At 65.8% G+C, this 20,547-nt stretch carries 18 protein-coding genes; 12 read left to right on the top strand and 6 right to left on the bottom strand.

Annotated elements, in window-relative coordinates; translation table 11 throughout:
* Positions 1-10 precede the first annotated feature (10 nt).
* The 4 genes from trxB to GD628_RS05760 form a co-directional block, all read right to left on the bottom strand.
* The gene (trxB, locus tag GD628_RS05775; RefSeq protein WP_226802354.1) at positions 11-1,045 is read right to left on the bottom strand and encodes a thioredoxin-disulfide reductase; all 1,035 of its coding nucleotides are present in this window, start codon (positions 1,043-1,045) and stop codon (positions 11-13) included.
* A 183-nt stretch (positions 1,046-1,228) separates the two neighbouring features.
* Positions 1,229-2,749: an ABC transporter substrate-binding protein gene (locus GD628_RS05770; protein WP_152274084.1), complete on the bottom strand. Its 1,521-nt coding sequence runs from the start codon at positions 2,747-2,749 to the stop codon at positions 1,229-1,231.
* Between the two features lie 166 nt (positions 2,750-2,915).
* A complete protein-coding gene (murJ, locus tag GD628_RS05765; RefSeq protein WP_152274083.1) occupies positions 2,916-4,583 on the bottom strand; it encodes a murein biosynthesis integral membrane protein MurJ in 1,668 nt (555 codons plus the stop codon).
* Between the two features lie 67 nt (positions 4,584-4,650).
* Positions 4,651-5,130 (bottom strand): NUDIX hydrolase, encoded by a 480-nt coding sequence (locus tag GD628_RS05760; protein ID WP_377955039.1) that lies wholly within the window; start codon positions 5,128-5,130, stop codon positions 4,651-4,653.
* A 194-nt stretch (positions 5,131-5,324) separates the two neighbouring features.
* On the opposite strand from GD628_RS05760, the gene GD628_RS05755 reads away from it, so the two are divergent.
* From GD628_RS05755 to GD628_RS05735, 5 genes are all read left to right on the top strand, one after another.
* Positions 5,325-6,806: a CCA tRNA nucleotidyltransferase gene (locus GD628_RS05755; protein WP_152274082.1), complete on the top strand. Its 1,482-nt coding sequence runs from the start codon at positions 5,325-5,327 to the stop codon at positions 6,804-6,806.
* On the top strand, positions 6,803-7,456 hold the full coding sequence (locus tag GD628_RS05750) for a histidine phosphatase family protein (RefSeq protein ID WP_091600890.1): 654 nt from the start codon (positions 6,803-6,805) through the stop codon (positions 7,454-7,456). Before GD628_RS05755 ends, GD628_RS05750 begins: the two co-directional genes overlap by 4 nt.
* 686 nt (positions 7,457-8,142) lie before the next feature.
* Positions 8,143-8,349, top strand: coding sequence for a hypothetical protein (locus tag GD628_RS05745; protein WP_091600891.1), 207 nt, complete (start codon positions 8,143-8,145; stop codon positions 8,347-8,349).
* A gap of 128 nt (positions 8,350-8,477) precedes the next feature.
* Positions 8,478-9,722, top strand: a complete 1,245-nt coding sequence (gene mshA / locus GD628_RS05740; RefSeq protein WP_152274081.1) for a D-inositol-3-phosphate glycosyltransferase — start codon at positions 8,478-8,480, stop codon at positions 9,720-9,722.
* 82 nt (positions 9,723-9,804) lie between these two features.
* Entirely contained in the window at positions 9,805-11,472 is a 1,668-nt protein-coding gene (locus GD628_RS05735; RefSeq protein ID WP_091600893.1) for a formate--tetrahydrofolate ligase, read from the top strand.
* An 82-nt stretch (positions 11,473-11,554) separates the two neighbouring features.
* On the opposite strand, the gene GD628_RS05730 is transcribed toward GD628_RS05735, so the two are convergent.
* Entirely contained in the window at positions 11,555-12,640 is a 1,086-nt protein-coding gene (locus GD628_RS05730; protein ID WP_152274080.1) for an inositol-3-phosphate synthase, read from the bottom strand.
* Positions 12,641-12,799: 159 nt separating this feature from the next.
* Between GD628_RS05730 and GD628_RS05725 the strand changes: the two genes are divergently transcribed.
* From GD628_RS05725 to GD628_RS05695, 7 genes are all read left to right on the top strand, one after another.
* The gene (locus GD628_RS05725) at positions 12,800-13,075 is read left to right on the top strand and encodes an Lrp/AsnC ligand binding domain-containing protein (protein WP_226802353.1); all 276 of its coding nucleotides are present in this window, start codon (positions 12,800-12,802) and stop codon (positions 13,073-13,075) included.
* A gap of 91 nt (positions 13,076-13,166) precedes the next feature.
* Positions 13,167-14,477 (top strand): autotransporter outer membrane beta-barrel domain-containing protein, encoded by a 1,311-nt coding sequence (locus GD628_RS05720; protein WP_152274079.1) that lies wholly within the window; start codon positions 13,167-13,169, stop codon positions 14,475-14,477.
* Positions 14,478-14,594: 117 nt separating this feature from the next.
* The gene (locus GD628_RS05715; RefSeq protein ID WP_152274078.1) at positions 14,595-16,040 is read left to right on the top strand and encodes a glycosyltransferase family 87 protein; all 1,446 of its coding nucleotides are present in this window, start codon (positions 14,595-14,597) and stop codon (positions 16,038-16,040) included.
* The gene (locus tag GD628_RS05710) at positions 16,037-17,110 is read left to right on the top strand and encodes a lipid II:glycine glycyltransferase FemX (RefSeq protein WP_152274077.1); all 1,074 of its coding nucleotides are present in this window, start codon (positions 16,037-16,039) and stop codon (positions 17,108-17,110) included. Before GD628_RS05715 ends, GD628_RS05710 begins: the two co-directional genes overlap by 4 nt.
* Positions 17,103-18,545, top strand: a complete 1,443-nt coding sequence (locus tag GD628_RS05705; RefSeq protein WP_091600898.1) for a phytoene desaturase family protein — start codon at positions 17,103-17,105, stop codon at positions 18,543-18,545. The genes GD628_RS05710 and GD628_RS05705 overlap by 8 nt, the downstream gene beginning before the upstream one ends.
* Before the next feature lie 143 nt (positions 18,546-18,688).
* Entirely contained in the window at positions 18,689-19,810 is a 1,122-nt protein-coding gene (locus GD628_RS05700; RefSeq protein WP_152274076.1) for a hypothetical protein, read from the top strand.
* Between the two features lie 37 nt (positions 19,811-19,847).
* Positions 19,848-20,120 (top strand): hypothetical protein, encoded by a 273-nt coding sequence (locus GD628_RS05695; protein WP_152274075.1) that lies wholly within the window; start codon positions 19,848-19,850, stop codon positions 20,118-20,120.
* Positions 20,121-20,138: 18 nt separating this feature from the next.
* On the opposite strand, the gene GD628_RS05690 is transcribed toward GD628_RS05695, so the two are convergent.
* Positions 20,139-20,459: a putative quinol monooxygenase gene (locus tag GD628_RS05690; protein WP_091601507.1), complete on the bottom strand. Its 321-nt coding sequence runs from the start codon at positions 20,457-20,459 to the stop codon at positions 20,139-20,141.
* Positions 20,460-20,547 lie beyond the last annotated feature (88 nt).

Here is a 20,547-nt window from a genome sequence, read left to right as displayed (position 1 = left end):
TTGTGGATCTCTAGACGGAAGCGTTCTCGGAAACGGTTTCCGACGCCGGGGTGGGAACGGTGGCCGCGGTCACCGTGGAGGCGACGTCTGCGAGGTAGTGCTCGACGTCGAGGGCCGCTACGCAACCGGAACCGGCGGCGGTGATGGCCTGGCGGTAGGTCGGGTCGATGACGTCACCGGCGGCGAAGACGCCCGGGAGGGAGGTCTTCGAGGTGCGTCCCTGGACGGCGATGGTCCCGGCCTCGGTCAGTTCCAGCTGCTCGCGGACCAGGTCCACGCGCGGATCGTTGCCGATCGCCACGAAGATGCCGGTTACGTTGAGCTCCGACTCCGCTCCGTCCACCGTGCTGCGCAGGCGGATGCCGGTGACCTTGTCCTCGCCGTGGATCCCGACAACCTCGGAATCCCAGACGAAGCGGATCTTTTCGTTGGCCAGGGCACGGTCCTGCATGATCTTGGAGGCACGCAGCGTGTTCCGGCGGTGGACGATGGTGACCGAGGAAGCGAATTTGGTCAGGAACAGGGCCTCTTCCAGCGCAGAGTCGCCGCCGCCGATGACGGCGATGTCCTGGCCCTTGAAGAAGAAACCGTCGCAGGTTGCACACCAGCTGACGCCGCGGCCGGAAAGCCGCTTCTCGTCTTCGAGTCCCAGTTCGCGGTAGGCGGAGCCGGTAGAGATGATCACAGAGCGGGAGAGGAAGGTTTCCCCGGTGCCGATGGTGACCTTCTTGATGTCGCCGGCAAGGTCTACGGAGGTAACGTCTTCGAAGAGGATCTCGGTACCGAAACGGTCGGCCTGCTTCTCTAGCCCGGCCATCAGGTCAGGGCCCATGATGCCTTCCGGGAAGCCCGGGAAGTTCTCCACGTCGGTGGTGTTCATGAGCTCACCGCCGGCGGTGACCGAGCTGGCGATCAGCAGAGGCTTGAGGTTCGCCCGGGCCGTGTAGATGGCGGCGGTGTAACCGGAAGGGCCGGATCCAACGATGATGACATCACGGACTTCCTGGCCGGAACCAGCGGCTTCGGGACGAATATCTGTGCTCACGTGCTGTGAACCTCTTTCCTGGTGTTTCCTTGGCTTTGTGGAGCTCCGGTAGAACAATGCTGGCGGAACATGTGGAACCGCCAATCACACCTCACAACACTGACACGGAACAGCTTATTCCGAATGGCTCCCGCGTCACATGATGGGCTGCCGGGCCGGTTCCCGTCAGCCTGAATGCGTGGGTCAGGACACGCCGATCTCGGCGATCCGCAGGCCCCAGGGGTACTCGGCCTGCACTCCGCTGAGGCGCGGCAGCTGGGTGAAGTTGATGATCACGTAGCTTGCCGACGCCGGTTCCCCGTCCGCGCCCTTGGGCACGGTGATGGAGGTTTCGGGCCCGGTGAAGCCGCTCTGTGCCACGGTGGTGGCACCCTCCAAGGAAGGGGAGTCATTGAGCATGACGGAGAAGTTGCCGCCGCTGCCGTTGAGCTGGGTGATGTCCACCTTGGAAATGGCGGATTCCTCCTCCAGTTCAACGACCAGTGCCAGGCTCGGGGCCAGCCCGCCAAAGGTATCCGAGGCGTACACGTAGCTGGACCAGTAGCTGGCAGGGTTGCCGTCAATGATCTGAGGCAGCGCGGCGTCGTTCACCGAATCGAGTTCCTGGTTTCCGGGCACCAGGCGCGTAATTCCGGTGGTAACGGGAGCCGGAAGCTCCGCTCCGGGGACTTCTGCGGGTTCTTCGGTGGTTGCCGGCTGTTCGGAAACCGTCGGCGAGGGGTCACCCGACGCGAACATGTCTCCCACGCGGCCAAGGTTGGTGAAGACGAGCACCACTGCCACCAGCAGGATGACGCTGAGGATTCCGCCTACCAGGAGGCGCCCGGATTTACGGTCGCTGCCGCGGGCGGGCTGGTCCTCATCGTCGTCGTAGCCGTCGTACTCTTCTTCCGTTTCGTAGTCCGCTCCCAGCGCGGTGCGCGGGAAGTTGGAGGCCCGGCGGTCTCCGGAGCCGGCCGTTGCGTAGCCTTCTGCCGGGAAGTCGTCTTCCTCTTCCTCCCAGCGGCTGACCTTGGGGGACTGCGCGGGGGTGTCGCGGGTGGGCGCAGAGTAGGACGCCGTCCGCGGGCTCTGGCTGGGAGGCGGAGGAACGACGGCGGCGCCGGTCGCGGCCTCGGCGGGTGCCTCCTGCGGGCCGCCGAACTCAAGGTCCCGCTCGGCTTCCGCACCGGCCACCCCGGCAGCGCCTGCGCCGGCAGCGCCAGCTGCTCCGGCACCGCGCCCGAAGCGCGGCAGGTGCGGCTTGGGCAGGTTGGAGAGCAGCGGCTTGCGGTCCCGCGGTGCGTGCTCTTCGACGTAACGGTCGTCCTCGACCGTCTCAGGCTCACGGGAACGTGCCACTCCGAAGATCTCCGACCCGAGCGTGTCCGTGAAAAACGGTTCCACGTAGGGCGCGTCTCGCTCGATGACCAGGTCAAGCAGGTCTGCGGCGTTGCCGTTCGAGGTGACCAGGTAGGTGCGTCCGTCGCTGACGCCCAGATCGAGGATCTGGACCGTGGAGTGACGCTCGCCAATCGCGATTTCACGGGCGCTGGCACTGACTTGGCTGGCGTTCTGGGGTGCAGCGACGAGGATGCTTACGGCACGGTTGAGTACCTGGTCCACGCCGTCGAGGACGAGGTCATTCTCTGCTGAGGCCAGGACCTGTGCGGTGACCTTGTATCGGCCGCCCAGCACTGACCCAGCATTTACCGGCTGTGGCACGTGTTCCTCCCGTGGAAACGGCTATGACTGCAAGCTGTGTTGCCACCGGCGCCGGTGGGGCGGCCGGTGCGGACCAGGGCAGTATCTTTTGGGCCAAGCCCATCCGGTACTGCCCACTTTGTACCCATGCTACCCGCGCGCAGGGCCAAAACCTGAGTTGGCCGTATCAGCCCCGGCGCCTGATCTTCGCCAGCGCCGGTTTCAGGAGTTCATCCAGTTCGCGGACTTTGAGCACTCTCAGCATCCCAAGGTAGGCGGCGGCCATCAGTGCACCGCAGATAATTAGGACAATGGTGGCGCTCACCAGGGAACGCCACGCAAAGCCGTCCGGGCTGTAGCCGCCCAGCAGCGCCAGTGCAGCAGCGCCAACGGCCGCCGAACCGAGTGCCGCCACGGTGAGGCGCACATGCACATCGAAAATCTGGGCAGCACCGTAGTGGCCCAGTTTCCGGTTCAGGAAGACGTGGCTGAGTACGACGGCGGCAATGTTGCCTATGGAGTAGGCCACCGCGAGGCCGAAGACGATCTTGTCCGCAGGCAGGGCCGCGGCAGCCAGCGCCAGGCCGATACCCAGGGCCGCCAGGATGAGCTGCATGACCATGGGGGTCTTGGCGTCCTCGCTGGCGTAGAACGCGCGGTTCATCAGGAATGTCGCGCTGAGGAACGGCGCGCTCACGGCCAGCAGGACGAGGACCTGGCCCTGGATGACGGCGGTGGCGTTGGAACCGCCGCCGAACCACATGCCGATGGGCCCGGCCAGGACCACCATGACGGCGGCGCTGAAGACGGTTGCCACACCGATGACCCGCAGCCCCCGCGAAATAGTCTCCCGGACGCCGTCGAGGTCCTTCTCCACAAAGGCATGGGACATCCGGTTGAAGAGCACCGTAGCCAGGGAAAGCGTGATGACGGAGTGCGGAATGATGTAGAGCATCGCGCCGGTTTCAAGGTTGAACTGGCCGGCGATCAGCCGTGGCGGGTCCATGGCCAGGAAGGACTCCCTGGCCTCGGAGGCGATGGAAGCTACGTTCGTGTAGACGAGGTAAGCGCCGTTGCCCACGAGCATTGTGATGATGGTCCACTTGGCCACCCGCGCGGTTTCACCCAGGCCGACTCCGCGAATTCCGAAAATAGGCCGCAGGCCCAGTCCGAGCTTCTTCAGCGGGACCAGCAGGACCAGGGCCTGGAGCGCAACGCCCAGGGTGGTGCTTCCGGCGAGGATCAGGGTGGCGGAGGACGTCCAGTTATCCGGCGTGAACTGTTCGCTGGTCTGCCGGCCGATCAGGTTGATGAAAAGAATCAATCCGCTGATCGCGACCACGTTGTTGACCACGGGAGCCCACATGTAGGCGCCGAACCGGCCGTTGGCGTTCAGTACCTGGCCAATCACGGCGTATGCACCGTAGAAGAGGATCTGCGGGAACAGCCAGTAGGCGAACACCGTGGCCAGCGCCAGCTCGTCGCCCGTCAGCTCCGTGACCACCGAAAGGACCAGCGGAGCGGCGACGGTGACAACCAGGGCCACGGCCCCCAGGAACAACAGGCTCAGCGTCATGATCCGAGAGACATATTCCGCGCCCCGGTCCTCGCGCTTGCTTGCCTTGATGATCTGCGGAACCAGGACGGCGTTGAACACCCCGCCCGCTACCAGGAGGTAAATGAAGTTCGGCAGGACGTTGGCGATGGAGAAAAGGTCGGTGACGCCGCCGGCTCCGCCAATCGCGACGGCGAGCAGGGAGGTGCGGACCAGCCCGAGTACACGGGAGACCATGGTTCCCGCAGCCATGACGGCACTTGAGCGGGCGGTACTGGGAGCAGGATTCTGAACGGCCATTATGTCCTTATGCTCTCACCCGGCGGCCGTTTTTCCTCAAAAGCCGGTGCCTGTCCCGCGCGGTGCGTCAGCGGTACTTGGGCAGGACTTCCCGGGCCAGGTCCGCGATCCGCCGCTCGTTGGGGAAGGACAGCCTGCGGCCCAGCACAGCCAGCGGAACCCAGGCAACGTCCACTGCCTCGTGGTCCGGGTCATTCTCTATGGTGAGTTCGCCGCCGGTGGCTTCGAGCAGGTAGTGGTGCACGGTCTTGTGCACCCGGTGCCCGCTCACGGTGAACCAGTAGTCGATGCTGCCCAGCGGCGTCAGGATCCTGCCGTCGATCCCGGTTTCCTCGGCGATTTCGCGGACTGCCGCCTGCTCGTTGTTTTCCTCATCTTCGGGATGGCCCTTGGGCAGGCACCATTCAAGGCGGCCGCCGCGGTTGAGCCTGGCGATGATCGCTACGGGCAGGTCAGGGTCAGTGCAGTTGACCACAATTCCCCCGGCGGAAACCTCTTCCACCGTGGGAAGCGCCGAGTGTGCCGAATGCGCGGCTGAACTGCCCATTGACGCTGTCAATGGGGTCCGCTTGGGCGCACTCGGGACGGGATGGGCCATACCCCCACTGTAACTATCTTTGCCTGCCGATGATGACCGTTCACAGCTGGACCCCATGGCGCCGCGCCAACCCCGGCGTGTCCGGGCCGCGGAGCGGACGCATTGTCCGCGGAGGCTGGATTATCTGGCACGCTTAAAGCACTATGGCGCACCTTTCCGACAGTTCATTTCCCATCACCGAGCTTCCCGGCGTGATCGAGCAGCTCGGTGAGCTCTTCGAGGCCGCCGGGTTCGAACTCTCCCTGGTGGGCGGGCCGGTCCGCGACCTGTTCCTGGGCCGGGTATCCCCGGACCTGGACTTCACCACCAACGCCCTTCCGGATGACATCATTGCTCTCACCCGGCGCTGGTGCGACACCTACTGGGAGATGGGCCGCGAGTTCGGCACGATCGGAATGCGCAAGGACGGCTTCCAGATTGAAATCACCACCTACCGTTCAGAGGCCTATGACCCGGAGTCGCGCAAACCGGTCGTAGCGTTCGGGGACCGCCTCGAGGACGACCTGTACCGCCGGGACTTCACCATGAACGCCATGGCCCTGCGGCTGCCGCAGATGGAGCTGGTGGATCCCTACGGCGGTGTCCGTGACCTCCACGAAGGGATTGTGCGCACTCCCGGGGCGCCGTCGTCGTCTTTCTCCGACGACCCGCTGCGGATGATGCGCGCCGCACGGTTCGCCTCCCAGCTGGGCGTCACCGTGGCACCGGAGGTCTTCGACGCCATGAAGGACATGGCAGGCCGGATCGAGATCATCTCGGCCGAGCGCGTCCGGGATGAACTGGTGAAGCTGATCAACGGCAAGACGCCGGCGGACGGCGTGGACCTGCTGGTGGAGAGCGGCCTGGCCGACTACGTTCTTCCCGAGGTGGCAGCCCTGCGCCTTGAAATTGACGAACACCACCGCCATAAGGACGTGTACCAGCACTCGCTCACGGTGCTGCGGCAGGCCTGCGACCTTGAGACCGGCCCTGACGGCGCCGTGCCCGCCCCGGACTTTGTGCTCCGCTTCGCGGCGCTGATGCACGACGTCGGCAAGCCGGCTACCCGGCGCTTCGAGGGTACGGGTGCGGTCAGCTTCCTGCACCACGACGTCGTCGGCGCGAAGCTCACAGCCAAACGCATGAAGGCGCTGCGGTTTGACAATGACACCATCAAGGCCGTCTCCCGGCTGGTGGAGCTGCACATGCGCTTCTACGGCTACGGCGACGCAGGCTGGAGCGACTCCGCCGTGCGCCGCTACGTTACTGACGCCGGTCCGCTGCTGCAGCGTCTGCACCGCCTGACCCGCTCCGACGTCACCACACGCAACCGGCGCAAGGCCGAAAGACTGGCGTTCGCCTACGACGACCTCGAAGCCCGGATCGAGAAGCTTGCCGAGCAGGAAGAGCTGGCAGCCATTCGTCCGGACCTGGACGGAAGCCAGATCATGGACCTGCTGGGCATCCGTCCCGGACCGGTGGTGGGCCGCGCGTACCGGTTCCTGCTTGAAGAACGGATGGAGAACGGCCCGGGTGCGCCAGGAGAGGCCGAAGCGAAGCTGCGCGAGTGGTGGCAGCAGCAGCCGGAGTCCGCGCCGGCCCAGGAACGTCCCGAATCAGGATCGGCAACAGAAGGAATGTCATGAGCGCACTGAACCTGGGGCCCGCGGTTCCTGACCTGACGCCGGCGGGGACCCCGCTGCCCATCCTGTGGCTCGTGCGCCACGGCGAAACCGAATGGTCCCGGCAGGGCAACTACACCGGACTCACGGACATCCCCCTGACGCCGGAGGGCGAAGCCCAGGCCACTGCCGCCCGGGAAAAAATCGGCGACGTCGAATTCGACCGCGTCTTCTCATCCCCCCTGGTCCGTGCCCGGCGAACGGCCGAACTGCTGGGGCATCCCTCTCCCGAAGTGCTGCCGCACGCGCACGAGTGGGACTACGGCCTTAACGAAGGCCGGCGGAACACTGACGTCCGGGCGGAAAACCCCGGCTACATCATCTGGAACGACGGCGTACCCGGCGGTGAGACCCTGGCCCAGGTCGCGGGGAGGGCAGACCGCATCATCTCCACGGTGCAGGCCGGCTGCGGCACGCCCATGGACCAGGAACCGGACTCGGCTCCCCTTGAACGGGCGCTGCTGGTGGCCCACGGCCACTTCCTGCGGATACTTGCTGCCCGCTGGCTGGGCCTTGCGCCCGACGCCGGGCGGCACCTGGTTCTGGGAACGGCCGCTGTCTGCGTCCTGGGCTGGGATAAGCACACGCCCGCGATCCTTAAATGGAATATGTAGGAAACTCTTAAAAGTTTGTCCGGAAAAGGCTTGGCAGCCGCGTCCCTTTCGGGTTATATTTTTTGAGTCCGCAAGAATGCGGTGCAGTCAGTCCCGATGATATGGCTCGAGTACTGTGTGCCAGTCCCGGGAAACAGAACCACTTAACAGGAGGTGGAGTGTGGTGTTTGATTACACGGATATGATCCGGCGGACCGCGGTCCCCGCAGTTCTCTGCCTTCGGTGGTTCCCGGGCGAAACGGGCTCTCAGGCTTAAGCTCCGCCCCCCGGCACCGATTGGCTGGCACTGCCAGATCACCCGCTGACGCTTCCTGTCCCGGCTTCTGCCGAACGGACCGTGGCTGCCTTAGGGCGTGCTTCGAAGAAGCGCCCTTCCCGGACTGACCGTAGAGTTTCCCGGCGGCCTGCGTCTTCAGCGGATCTTCTGCGGTTTTTCTGCGGTTTCTGTGGAGTACTCTGCGCTGGCGCGGACCGGGAAAGTGCTGCAGCAAAACGCACCTAAATGACGTGACCTCATTTGCTGCAACCCAGTGGACCCCCTTTAATCGTCTTTCCGGACGTTTCCCTTTTCATCATTCATGCGCTTTTGCGCGCCCTTTTTCCGGAGTTTTGTCATGCCTTTTTACAAATTGCCCTCCGCCGGACTGGAGCCGGCAGCCCCCCGTCAACCCCATAAGGACGCCGCTATGGGTCGCCGCGCCGGTGCCGGCTCGGCCCTGCCCGTGCGCCGGCCTGCATCCTCGCGGCGCCAGCTGGCAGCGGGACTGCTCCGCCTGTTCCTGCGGGCCGCTGCCGTCCGTGCCGCCGCCAGTGGTCGGCTGGTCGATGAGCAGGAACAGCGTCAGCTGCGCCTGCTCAGGCTCAGCGCACCGGCATCATTTCACGGGCGGTGAGACTGCACACCCTTGCCCGGACTGCCCCGGAATTCCGCGGCAGTCCGGGGACAAGGAAACAAAGCTGGACCCGTTGGCGTTGTATGGTCGATAGGTAGGGAACACAGGCCAGCGACGAAGGGAGTGCTGTGCCCCAGGTCAACCGGGTGGCCATGCTCTCGCTGCATACCTCGCCGCTCGAACAGCCTGGTTCCGGCGACGCGGGCGGGATGAATGTCTACGTTCGTTCCGTTGCCGTCGAGATGGCGAAAATGGGCGTTGAAGTGGATATCTTCACGCGCGCCTGCGCACCGGACCAGCCCCATGCCGTCGAACTGGCACCCGGGGTTACCGTGCACCATGTCACGGCTGGTCCGCGCCGCAAGGTTCCCAAGGAACTCCTTCCCAAACTCTCCGCCGAACTGGTGGAAGGCGTAGCCCGCTCCGCCCTTCACAGCCCACGCTTTGATGCCCTGCATTCCCACTATTGGGTTTCCGGCGTTGCCGGACTCAGCCTGGCCCGGCACTGGGATGTTCCCCTGGTCCACACCATGCACACGATGGCCAGGGTGAAGAACCTGCAGCTCCAGCCGGGTGAAACCCCCGAGCCGCAGGTCCGGATCCACGGTGAACAGGACATTGTTGACTCGGCTGCCCGCCTGATCGCCAACACCACCACCGAGGCTGATGAGCTGACAGCGTGGTACGGCGCGGATCCGGCGTCAATTGACGTGGTTGCCCCCGGGGTGGACCTGGAGGTCTTTTCCCCGGCCGGCCGTGATGAGGCGCGCACCCGCCGCGGCGTGCGCCGAGATGAGTTCCATGTGGTCTTCGCCGGGCGCATCCAGCGGATGAAGGGTCCGCAGGTGCTGGTTGACTCCGCAGCCCGGCTGCGGGCCTGCCGTCCGGATATCCCGCTTCGGGTCAGTATCCTCGGCGCCCCCAGCGGATCCGAGGTCCTGGACCTTGAAGCCGCGATCCGCGCCCACGGACTGCAGGGCGTTGTCCAGCTGCATCCTCCCGTGGCGCCCCCGGGTCTCGCCGGATGGTTCAGGTCCGCGGACGTCGTGGCAGTGCCTTCCTTCAGCGAATCGTTCGGGCTGGTTGCGCTGGAGGCCCAGGCCTGCGGCACCCCGGTCCTCGCGGCCGACGTCGGCGGCTTGCCGAAAGCGGTCAGTTCCGGAACCACTGGTGTCCTCGTCCAGGGCCATGATCCCTCACGCTGGGCCGTTGAACTCGAGGCGCTGTATGACCACCGTGCCTGGCGCATGGAGCTGGGCCGGAGCGCGGCAGAGCACGCGCGGTCCTTTGGCTGGCGGCGGACAGCAGCCCTGACCACACAGTCCTACCTGCATGCCGCAGACCAGTCTGCCGCCCACGCCGTCGGGAACTAAACGGCGTCGGGAACTACACACTGTCCTGTGTGCGCTGGTGTGCCGCATTGACGGGACCCCGTGCCGGTGCCAGCGTTGAGCCATGGCCAATGACCTCGAAATTTCGCGGGCTGCGACGCTGCAGCCCATCACCGATGTAGCGCGCTCTGCAGGCATACCTGAGGACGCGCTCGAACTCTACGGACGCTACAAGGCAAAGGTGAACCCTGCCCTGGTGCCCCGACGGGCCGAGCGCGGAAAGGTTGTCCTGGTAACCGCCATGAGCCCTACGCCGGCGGGGGAGGGGAAATCCACGGTGACCGTTGGACTCGGGGACGCCCTGGCCCGTGCCGGGCAGAAAACCGTGATCGCCCTGCGTGAACCGTCCCTGGGACCTGTCCTTGGCATGAAGGGCGGCGCCACGGGCGGCGGCTATTCGCAGGTGATTCCCATGGAGGAGATCAACCTGCACTTCACCGGGGATTTCCACGCCATCACGAGTGCCAACAACGCCCTGGCTGCCCTGGTGGACAACCACATCTTCCAGGGGAACGAGCTGGGCATCGATCCGCGGCGAATTACGTTCCGCCGCGTCATGGACATGAATGACCGCTCTCTGCGGCACATTGTGGTGGGCCTTGGCGGACCAGGGCAGGGCACGGTCCGCGAGGACGGGTTCGACATCACCGTTGCCTCGGAAATCATGGCAGTGTTCTGCCTGGCAACGGACATCGAGGACCTGACCTCACGGCTGGCCCGGATCACCGTTGGCTACACCTGGGACCGGAAACCGGTGACCGTGGCGGACCTCAGGGTCCAGGGGGCACTGGCACTGCTGCTTAAGGACGCGCTGAAGCCCAACCTGGTGCAGACCATTGCCGGCACTCCGGCGCTGGTTCACGGCGGACCCTTCGCCAATATTGCGCACGGCTGCAACTCCGTCATCGCCACATCCCTGGGCCGGGAGCTGGCTGACGTGGTGGTTACCGAGGCGGGCTTCGGGGCGGACCTCGGCGCCGAAAAGTACATGGACATCACCTCGCGCGTGGCAGACGTGGCGCCCGACGCCGTCGTAGTGGTGGCCACTGTCCGTGCACTGAAGATGCACGGCGGTGTGCCACGGGAGCGGCTGGACGAACCGAACCTCGCCGGACTCGAAGCGGGCACTGCCAACCTCCGCAGGCATGTGCGGAATCTTGGCAAGTTTGGATTCTCGCCCGTGGTGGCCATCAACCGTTTCACCACCGACACTCCTGAGGAGGTTGAATGGCTGCTTGGCTGGTGTTCGCAGGAAGGCGTTGATGCCGCCGTGGCGGATGTCTGGGCGCAGGGCGGCGGCGGCCCGGGCGGGGATGACCTCGCCGCGAAGGTGCTGGCGGCACTGAAGCGGAACGTGGATTTCCAGCCGCTGTACCCGCTGCAGATGGGTGTCGCCGAGAAGATCCGCACGGTGGTCCGGGAGATTTACGGAGCGGACGACGTCGAGTTTTCAGTTCCGGCGCTGCGCCGGCTGGAGGAAATCGAAGCAAACGGCTGGGAGAACGTTCCGGTCTGTATGGCGAAGACGCAGTATTCATTCTCTGACGATGCTGCCAAGCTGGGCGCCCCGGAAGGTTTCACCATCCATGTCCGGGACCTGGTGCCCAAGACCGGTGCCGGTTTCATCGTGGCACTGACCGGCGCAGTGATGACCATGCCGGGGCTGCCCAAGCAGCCCGCCGCGCTGCGCATGGGAGTGGCCGCGGACGGAACACCGTCGGGCCTGTTCTAGGTCTTTTAAACGAGATAGCAGAAAGTGCACGTCCCAGCGCTGGGACGTGCACTTTCTGCTATCTCGATGTGAAGGGAGACGCTTAGCGCTCGGCTTCGCCCCGGATGAACTGCTCCACCTTTTCGCGGGCAATGTCATCGTTGTACTGCTCCGGCGGGGACTTCATGAAGTAGCTGGAGGCAGAGAGGATCGGTCCGCCGATTCCGCGGTCCAGAGCGATCTTCGCTGCACGGACGGCGTCGATGATCACACCGGCGGAGTTGGGGGAGTCCCAGACCTCAAGCTTGTACTCCAGCGACACCGGGGCGTCGCCGAAGTTGCGGCCTTCGAGGCGGACGAAGGCCCACTTGCGGTCGTCGAGCCAGGCCACGAAGTCGGACGGGCCAATGTGGACGTCATTGGCGGCCATTTCAGCAGCGACGTTGGAGGTGACGGCCTGCGTTTTGGAGATCTTCTTGGATTCAAGCCGCTCACGCTCAAGCATGTTCTTGAAGTCCATGTTGCCGCCCACGTTCAGCTGGTAGGTGCGGTCCAGCGTGACGCCGCGGTCTTCGAAGAGCTTGGCCATCACACGGTGCGTAATGGTGGCACCGATCTGGCTCTTGATGTCGTCGCCGACGATCGGCACGCCTGCAGCGGTGAACTTGTCCGCCCACTCCTTGGTGCCGGCAATGAAGACGGGCAGGGCGTTGACGAAGGCCACGCCGGCGTCAATGGCGCACTGGGCGTAGAACTTCGCTGCCTGCTCGGAACCGACCGGCAGGTAGCAGACCATGACGTCAATCTCCGCCGCCTTGAGCTCCGCGACGATGTCTGCCGGATCCTCATCGGACTCGCTGATCGTCTCGCGGTAGTACTTGCCGAGGCCATCCAGGGTGTGGCCGCGCTGTACCTTCACGCCGGTCTGCGGAACGTCGGCAATCTTGATGGTGTTGTTTTCGCTGGCGCCGATTGCGTCGGCCAGGTCCAGCCCAACCTTCTTCGCGTCGACGTCGAATGCGGCCGCGAACTGCACGTCATTGACGTGGTAGTCGCCGAACTGAACGTGCATCAGGCCTGGGACGGTTGCTGACGGGTCGGCGTCGCGGTAGTACTGGACACCCTGCACCAGCGATGCTGCGCAGTTTCCAACACCAACGATTGCCACCCGGATCGGGTTATTTGCCACGGTTCTCCTTTGAAGACATTCCTGTGCCGCCGCCCGCCGCTGACTCGCGGATGTGACGCAGCGGGCTGCGCAGGCAACTGCCCCAGTCTACTTCGTCCAGCAAACACTCAAGGGAGTTGTAGCTTTCAGCTATTTCGCCTCGCTACAGGGCCGCCGCCAGTGCCACTGCCCCCCCAGGACGGCAACGGTGCAGTTCCCGGTGCCGGACTGCAGGCCTTCATTGACGTAAGGCTGAAACCGGACGCCGATTCCCGTTCGTTCCTGGCCAGGGCACAGGACAATCCTGCTGTCCGCGACGCCGTGCATGTGACCGGCCCCTACGACTACCTGCTGAACGTCCGGGTGCCGGGCATGCCGGCACTCGACGCACTGCTCCACCAGCTCAAGACCGAGTCGGGCGCCCTGCAGACACAGACCCGGCTCGCCCTCCGCTGAGCGGTTTTGGGCCGCGGGCGGTGGCAGGGCCAACCGGCGAGCCTACGCTGGAAGGACAGTGCCGGAGCCCATCCTCCGCTAGGAGTGCACCATGAATGACATTCCAGCCGCCTTCCGCACCCGCGCCGCCGTCGTACTGGCAGCCGCCGGCCTCCTGGCCGGGGGCGGGCTCTCAGCCTGCACCTCCAGCGGCAGCGAGCCTGCGCAGAGCCCGACGGCGGAGTCCCCCTCTCCGTCTTCATCCCCGCAGCTGGCCGATGAATGTGAACTGCCCGAACCGTCGGCCACACCCAGCCCGGAGGACAAGGATTTCGCGGCATCGGACGCGGACAGTTCGGCACTGGAAGTGGGCAGCGGTGAACAGAAGGCGGTTGGCAGCTCCACCATCCGCAAGTCCGGGGACAGCTCCAACACGGATTCCTCGAGCTTTACCGGACTCAATGCGGCGGTGCTGGTCTCCGGAGGCGGCTCCCTGGCGATGAACGGAACCACCGTTGAAACCGCCGGTGCCGGCGCCAACGGGGTCTTTGTGACCGGTACGGGCTCATCGGCGTCCCTGCAGGATGCGGGCGTGAAGACCGAGGGCAGCTTCTCCCATGCCCTGGAGGTCACTGACGGCGGGAGCCTCACGGCCGTGAGTCCGGAGCTTTCCACGGCCAGCGACCATTCAAGCGTCATCGCCACGGACCGCGGCGGGGGAGACATCCAGGTCAGCGGCGGAAGCGCGACGGCGGGCGGTGAACTTTCCGCCGTCATCTACTCCACCGGGACCATCGCGGTGTGCGGCCTGACCGGATCATCGGCACTGGCGGAGGCCGCCGTCGTCGAGGGCGCCAACTCAGTGAGCGCCACCAGCTCCGAGCTGACCGGCGGCACCCACGGCGCCTACCTGTACTCAAGCACGCCCGGCAGCACCGGCGGCGGAACCTTCACCATGTCCGGTGGAACACTGACGGCCAAGGACGGCCACGCCGTCTTCGTGGACGGTGTTGCCGCCACACTCAACCTCAGCAACGCGGCAAAGCTTGAGCCGGGGGCCGGAGCCCTGATCAGCGTTTCCAATGGCGGCAGTGCATCGGCGTCACTGCAGGAAACGGTGCTGGAAGGACAGCTGGCTGCCGACGACGGGAGCACGCTGTCAGTGTCCCTCACGGCGAACAGCCGGATCAGCGGCGCCCTGGACAACGTCGGCGTCGGGCTGGACAACACCAGCACGGTGGAACTCACCGCGGATTCATCAGCCACCTCGGTGCAGGGCGCACTGGTCAAGGGAAACGAGATCACCAACATCACGGGCAACGGCCACACCCTCACCTACAACCCGGGCGCGGAGGGAAACGGCTACCTCAACGGACAGGACTACCAGCTCGCCGGCGGGGGGACCCTGCGGGCTGCTCCCTGAGCCTTTCCGGACAGCGGTCTCTCCCGGTACGCCGTGAGCCCGCGGCAGCGGTGAAGACGGACCTGTTCCGGACCACAACGCCAAGCCGGAGGGAAACGCGCCTGCATACTGGTAGGCATGGATTCAACTCCACGCCGGCGGCCGATGCGGATTGTAGTACCCAGCCGGAATGACCGGCTGCTACGCCGGTTCACCGAGGTTCTGGGCGGCCCGCTGGGGCGGTACACCGCCCCGGGAGTCGTTTCCCCGGGATTCTTCACCATTCCCCGGGTGCTCATTCTGCTGACCACCGCGGCGGCCCTGCTGGCGCTGCTGGCGAAGACCCCCTGCCGGCTCAACGGCTGGTCCGACCAGTTCTACCAGGCCTGCTACTCGGACTGGCCGGCGCTGTTCGGTGCCCGCGGCCTCGGCGCCGGTATCTATCCCTTCATCAGCCCGGGGTCCGAGTTCGAGTACCCGGTGCTGCTGGGGCTCCTGGCCGGGTTTGTGGCGTGGCTCGTCCCTGCGGGAGCTGATTCCCGCGGACTGGTTTACTTTGACCTGAACGCCGTCTTTGCCACCGCCGCCTGGATCGTGACGGTGATCGCCACCATGCGCATGGCCAACCGCCGCCCCTGGGACGCGGCGATGGTTGCGGTTGCCCCGGCGATGATCCTGTCCATGTTCATCAACTGGGACATCTGGGCCGTGATGCTGGCCTCCCTGGCCATGCTCGCCTTCGCCCGGAACAAACCGCTCCTGGCCGGCGTCCTGCTGGGCCTTGGCACGGCACTGAAGCTCTATCCGGTACTGATCCTCGGAGCCGTCCTCGTCCTGGCCCTGCGGACCCTGAAGCTGCGGGCTGCTGCCGTCACCTTCGCCGCCACGGCCCTGACCTGGCTGGTGGTCAACGTTCCGTTCATGCTCCGCGACTTCCAGGGCTGGAAATACTTCTACGATTTTTCCCGCGACCGCGGCGCCGGCAATTCAAGCGTCTGGCAGGCCTGGAACATCACCTTCCCCGAACACGCGGTCGACGCCGCGTTCATCAGCTTCTGGGCCTACTTCCTGTTTGCCCTGGCCTGCGCGGGAATCGCCGTCCTGGCCCTGGCGGCTCCGCAGCGGCCCCGGATCGCGCAGCTGGTGTTCCTGATCGTGGCGGCTTTCATCCTCACCAACAAGGTCTACTCGCCCCAGTTCGTGCTGTGGCTCGTGCCGTTGCTGGCGCTGGCGAGGCCGCGCTGGCGGGATTTCCTGATCTGGCAGTTCTTCGAGGTAATGCACTTCTGGGCCATCTGGCTTTACCTCGCGTTCCTGATCGGCGGAGGAGCTCCGGAGAACAACCTTGATCCCGGCTGGTTCGTGCTTTCGGTGGCGGGGCACATGGTTGCCACCATGTACCTGATGGCCCGGGTCGCGATGGACATCTGGAACCCGCGGACCGATCCGGTACGGCGCATGGGCATCGACGATCCGCAGGGCGGGCCGTTCAACCTGGCGCCGGACCGCTGGCGGCTCAGGCTGTCCCGCCGCCCTCGGGTACCCTTGGAGACGGACGCAGCCCCGGCGAAAGAAGCAATGTGACCCCCGCTCCCTACCGTTTCCAGCAGCTGTCCCGCGAGGACTTCGAGTCCCTGGCGGCCCGGCACCCCGGTGTTGTCATTCCTTTGGAGCAGACTCCTTACTGGGCGGACTTCGAAACCCGCCTGGGCCGCGAACCCTACGGTGTGTGGGCCTATTACGACGGCGAGAAGCTGGTTGCCACCGCCAGTTACCTGCGGTCCCGCCGGCGCCTGCGGCCTTCACTGGTAGTCGTTAATGGCCCCACCTGGTTCACTGAGCGGACCCCCGACGCCGAGGCACGCCTGGTGGCCACCGTGCAGGAGCAGTTCCGCGCCGATCCCGCCGTCGACCCGCTGTATGTCCGAATGCAGGTGGAGCATGTGAGCCCGCCGGTCACGGGACCGCTGGAGCACGGCTGGTACGAACGCGAAATCGTGGTGGACCTGACCCCGGACACGGAACAGATTTTCGCGGCCTTCCGCCCCAACGCCCGCAACCTGATCCGCAAGGCGGAGAAGCTCGGCGTGGAGGTCCGCACCGTGGAACGGGAACGGTGGGCCGAGGTCTTCCGGACCGAACTGTTCCCCATCATGCAGGAAACCGCTGCCCGGGACGGGTTCTCCAGCTTCGACTCGGCTTTCTACGAAACCCTGCTCACCGAACTGGGTGACTACCTGCGCCTGATGGTGGCCTACGTGGAGGGCAAGCCGGTTTCCTGGCTGATCACCACCGAGTACCGCGGCTACGCCGTGTACTATTTCGCCGCAAGCTCACGGGATGCCCGCAAGACCAACGCCCCGTACCTGCTGCTCTGGGAAGCGTTCAAGGTCCTCAAGGCTGCCGGCTACACGGCCTGCGGACTTACCGGGATTGAGAGCGAGAACTACCCGTCGCTCGCCAACGTGACCACGTTCAAACGCAACTTCTCAAAGACCGTGGTCACCGTTCCCACCACCTATGACATTCCGCTTTCACCGCTGCGCTACCGTGCCCTGTCAGCTGCGCTTCGGCTGCGCCGGGAAGCTCCGGGGCTGCTGCGCAGCGCCCGCGCCCGCCTGAAAGGCGGCAGGGCAGGGGCCGGCCGTGACTGATGTAACCGTGGTGGGAGCCGGGCCCAACGGCCTGGCGGCAGCGGTCACCATGGCCCGCGCGGGTTTATCCGTGCGTGTCCTTGAGGCTGCGCCCACCGCGGGGGGAGGATCACGCACCAGCGAGCTCATCCGTCCCGGTCACCGGCACGATGTGTGCTCCGCAGTGCATCCCATGGCGCTGGCAGCTCCCTTTTTCCGGGATTTTGGTCTCTCCGAGCGGATCCGGCTGGAAGTGCCGGATGTTTCCTATGCCCAGCCGCTGGACGGGGGCCGCGCCGCCGTGGCCTACCGCAGCCTGGACCGCACCGCCCGGGAGCTCGGGGCGGACGGCAAGGCCTGGTCCGCGCTGATGCGCCCCTTGGTTCAGCACAGTGAAGCCATTACGCGCACGCTGATGGACCCCTTGCTGAAGATTCCCCGCGAACCCTTGGCGGCGCTGCGCTTCGGCTTGGCAGCACTGGACCAGGGGACCGGTGCCTGGAACCGGCGCTTCTCGGAAGATGCCGCCCCTGCCCTGCTGACCGGCGTGATGGCCCACCCCGTCGGCCGGCTGCCGTCCCTGCCCTCAGCCGGCGGCGGACTGCTGCTCGCCCTGCTGGCCCACACCGTTGGCTGGCCCGTACCCGTGGGCGGATCCCAGGCCATCGCCGACGCCCTGGTGGAGGACCTTCGCGCGCACGGCGGGGAACTGGAGACCGGGCACCGGGTGGACTCCCTCCGCGAACTTTCCGGCTCCCGCGCCGTCATCCTGGATACTGCCCCCGCCGGACTGCTTCGGCTGGCCGAGGGGCGGCTGCCCGCACGCTATGAGCGCGCGCTGCGGCAGTTCCGCTACGGCAACGCCGCCTGCAAAGTGGACTTCATCCTCTCCGGGCCGGTTCCGTGGACAAATCCGGCGCTCGCCGAAGCGGGAACCGTGCACGTGGGCGGAACACGCGCCGAAACGGCTGCCTCCGAGGCCGCCGTCGCTTCCGGCCGGCACCCGGAGCAGCCCTACGTGCTGCTTTCCCAGCCCAGCACCTTCGACCCCACCCGCGCACCCGCGGGCCGGCACATCCTATGGACCTATTGCCACGTCCCGGCCGGATCGGACCAGGACATGGCTGCTGCGGTAACGGCCAGGATTGAACGTTTTGCACCCGGCTTCCGGGACGTCGTCGTCGAAACGCGGACGACGACGGCGCGCGGCCTGGCTGCCTACAACGAGAACTACGTGGGCGGGGACTTCGGTGCCGGGGCAGTGACCCTGGGACAGATGCTCCGCCGTCCGGTCCTGTCCCCGGTTCCGTGGAACACGCCCTTGGAGGGTGTCTTCCTGTGCTCCGCCTCGACCCCGCCCGGGCCCGGTGTGCACGGAATGGGCGGCTACCACGCCGCCGGGCAGGCGCTGCGCAGGGTCTTTGGATTGCCAACGCCGTCCCTCGCCCCGGAATAGCAGCCGCGCGCCTGCCATTCGGCGTAACCGGGCGTGCCGCCCGAAGGCAGCGGACCGCCTGGGCGGTATCTTGGGAGTCGGCACCCGGATCCCAGAAGCACCAGGAAGTACCCGGGAACAGTTAGCAGTCCGGGGGATTTTTCATGACGGTTTCAACACAGCAGTCTGACAGCCGTGCCTCCGGTTCCGTTGCCCCGGAGACTCCGGATGCCCCGGCAACCCCGTCCCGGAAACCGGACCGCAAGCGCGGACGGCGCCGTTCCGGCGGACGCCGCCACCTGGCTTCGGCAGCCGTCCTCGCTGCCGCCGGTGCGGCCGTGCTCGCGGGTGCCGCGGTGCTGGGTCATGGATACATCAGCAGGGACGTCCTGGGCCCGAAGGCAGTCACCGAGGACTATCTGGCTGCCCTGGCGTCCGGAGACCAGGCGGCAGCCCACGCGCTGCTGCCTGCTACGGATGCACTGGTGCCCCGGGACCCGGAAATCTTCGCCGCCGCTGGAGAGAAGATCACCGGCTTCGAGATCCTGGGCCAGGACATCAGGGAGGGCACCGCCGTCGTCCAGGCCCTGGTGGACCAGGGCGGAGAGCGGAAAACCGTCGAATTCCGGCTTGGGAAGGCCGGTCCCCGGGCCGTGATTTTCACGCAGTGGCAGCTGGGTCCATCGGCTGCACGGACCGTGGACGTCGAGTTCCCTGCCGGCACGGAAGAGATCCGGATCAACGGAACCCGGTACCCGCTTCCGTCCGATAGGACCTCGGCCCAGCTGCTGCTGCTGCCCGGCTCCTACCTCGTTGAAGGGCCGCGCGAGCGCTATCTCAGCTACGGTCCCGGGACGCAGGTCCTCGTGGAACCGAGCATGGCCGGGGGACCGGCACCGGTCAAACTTCATCCGGCCGCGAAGGGGGAACTGCTGACGGCGGTGGAGGCACAGGCTGACGCCTACCTGGCTGCCTGCCTGGCCCGCCAGGAAGCGGCGCCGGCCGCCTGTCCCAACGAGGCCTACGCCAGCGTCGGGCCGGAGCGGATTCGGAACGTGCAGTGGACCCTGGAACGCGCGCCGCAGTACCGCGTCGCCGGTACGCCCGAACTGGGAATGACGGTGTACGCCACAGGCGGCAAGGCCCGCGCACGGTACCAGGAGGACACCACCGGCGCCGGCCGCTGGGAGAGCCGGTCAGACCTGGTGAACATCAACTTTGGCGCGGAAATCGAACCCGAGGGGGACGTCCTGGGCCTGGACTTCCGGCCGGACCCCTTGCACTGAGGTCCTCGGCGTGGGGAACTTGAACGAGGAGGTTCCCATGACGGACACACCACACCTGAACAACCACCACCGGGACACACTGAACGAAATCCTGCGCCATCCGGTCTCCCACAACATCGAGTGGAAGCGCGTGCGCTCGCTGCTCGAAGCCGTTGCCGACACCACGCGTGAACACAACGGCAAGTATGAGGTCACCCTCGCCGGGCAAACCGACTACCTCACCCCGCCCAAGGGCAAGGACATCGACGAACAGACAGTAGTGGACCTGCGGGAAATGCTGGAGCGCGCCGGCTACTCCCTGCAGGAATAACCGGCGCGCTCCGGGGCACTACTTAACTTCGAGTTCGCCCATCCGGGACCATTCTTCGCCGTCGATCAGCGTGTTAATGATCTGTGGGGTCTCCACCAGGGCCGGGAGCATGTCCTTCATGGCCTGCTGGAAGTGGTCGCTGTTCACGTGGGCGGCAGCGGCGTCGTCCTTGAATGCCTCAACAAGGACGAACTCGTTCGGGTCTTCCAGGCTGCGGGACCAGTCAAACCACAGGTTGCCCTCCTCGCCGCGGGTCGCCGCGGTGAAATCTGCGGTGAGCTGCGGCCAGCGCTCGGTCCAGTCCGGCTTGACCTTGAACTTGACGACGATGAAGATCATCTTTTTCTCCTGGATTGATACGGATTTTCCCATCTCAAATCCTATGCCGGGGCTTGTCCGCCGTCACGCCGGCGGCCGCTGGGGAAAG

Origin of the sequence: Arthrobacter koreensis (assembly GCF_009193255.1) — a bacterium.
GTDB lineage: Bacteria > Actinomycetota > Actinomycetes > Actinomycetales > Micrococcaceae > Arthrobacter_B > Arthrobacter_B koreensis.
The sequence above is the reverse complement of the archived record's forward strand: the minus strand, read 5'-3'. Positions and strand labels throughout refer to the sequence as shown.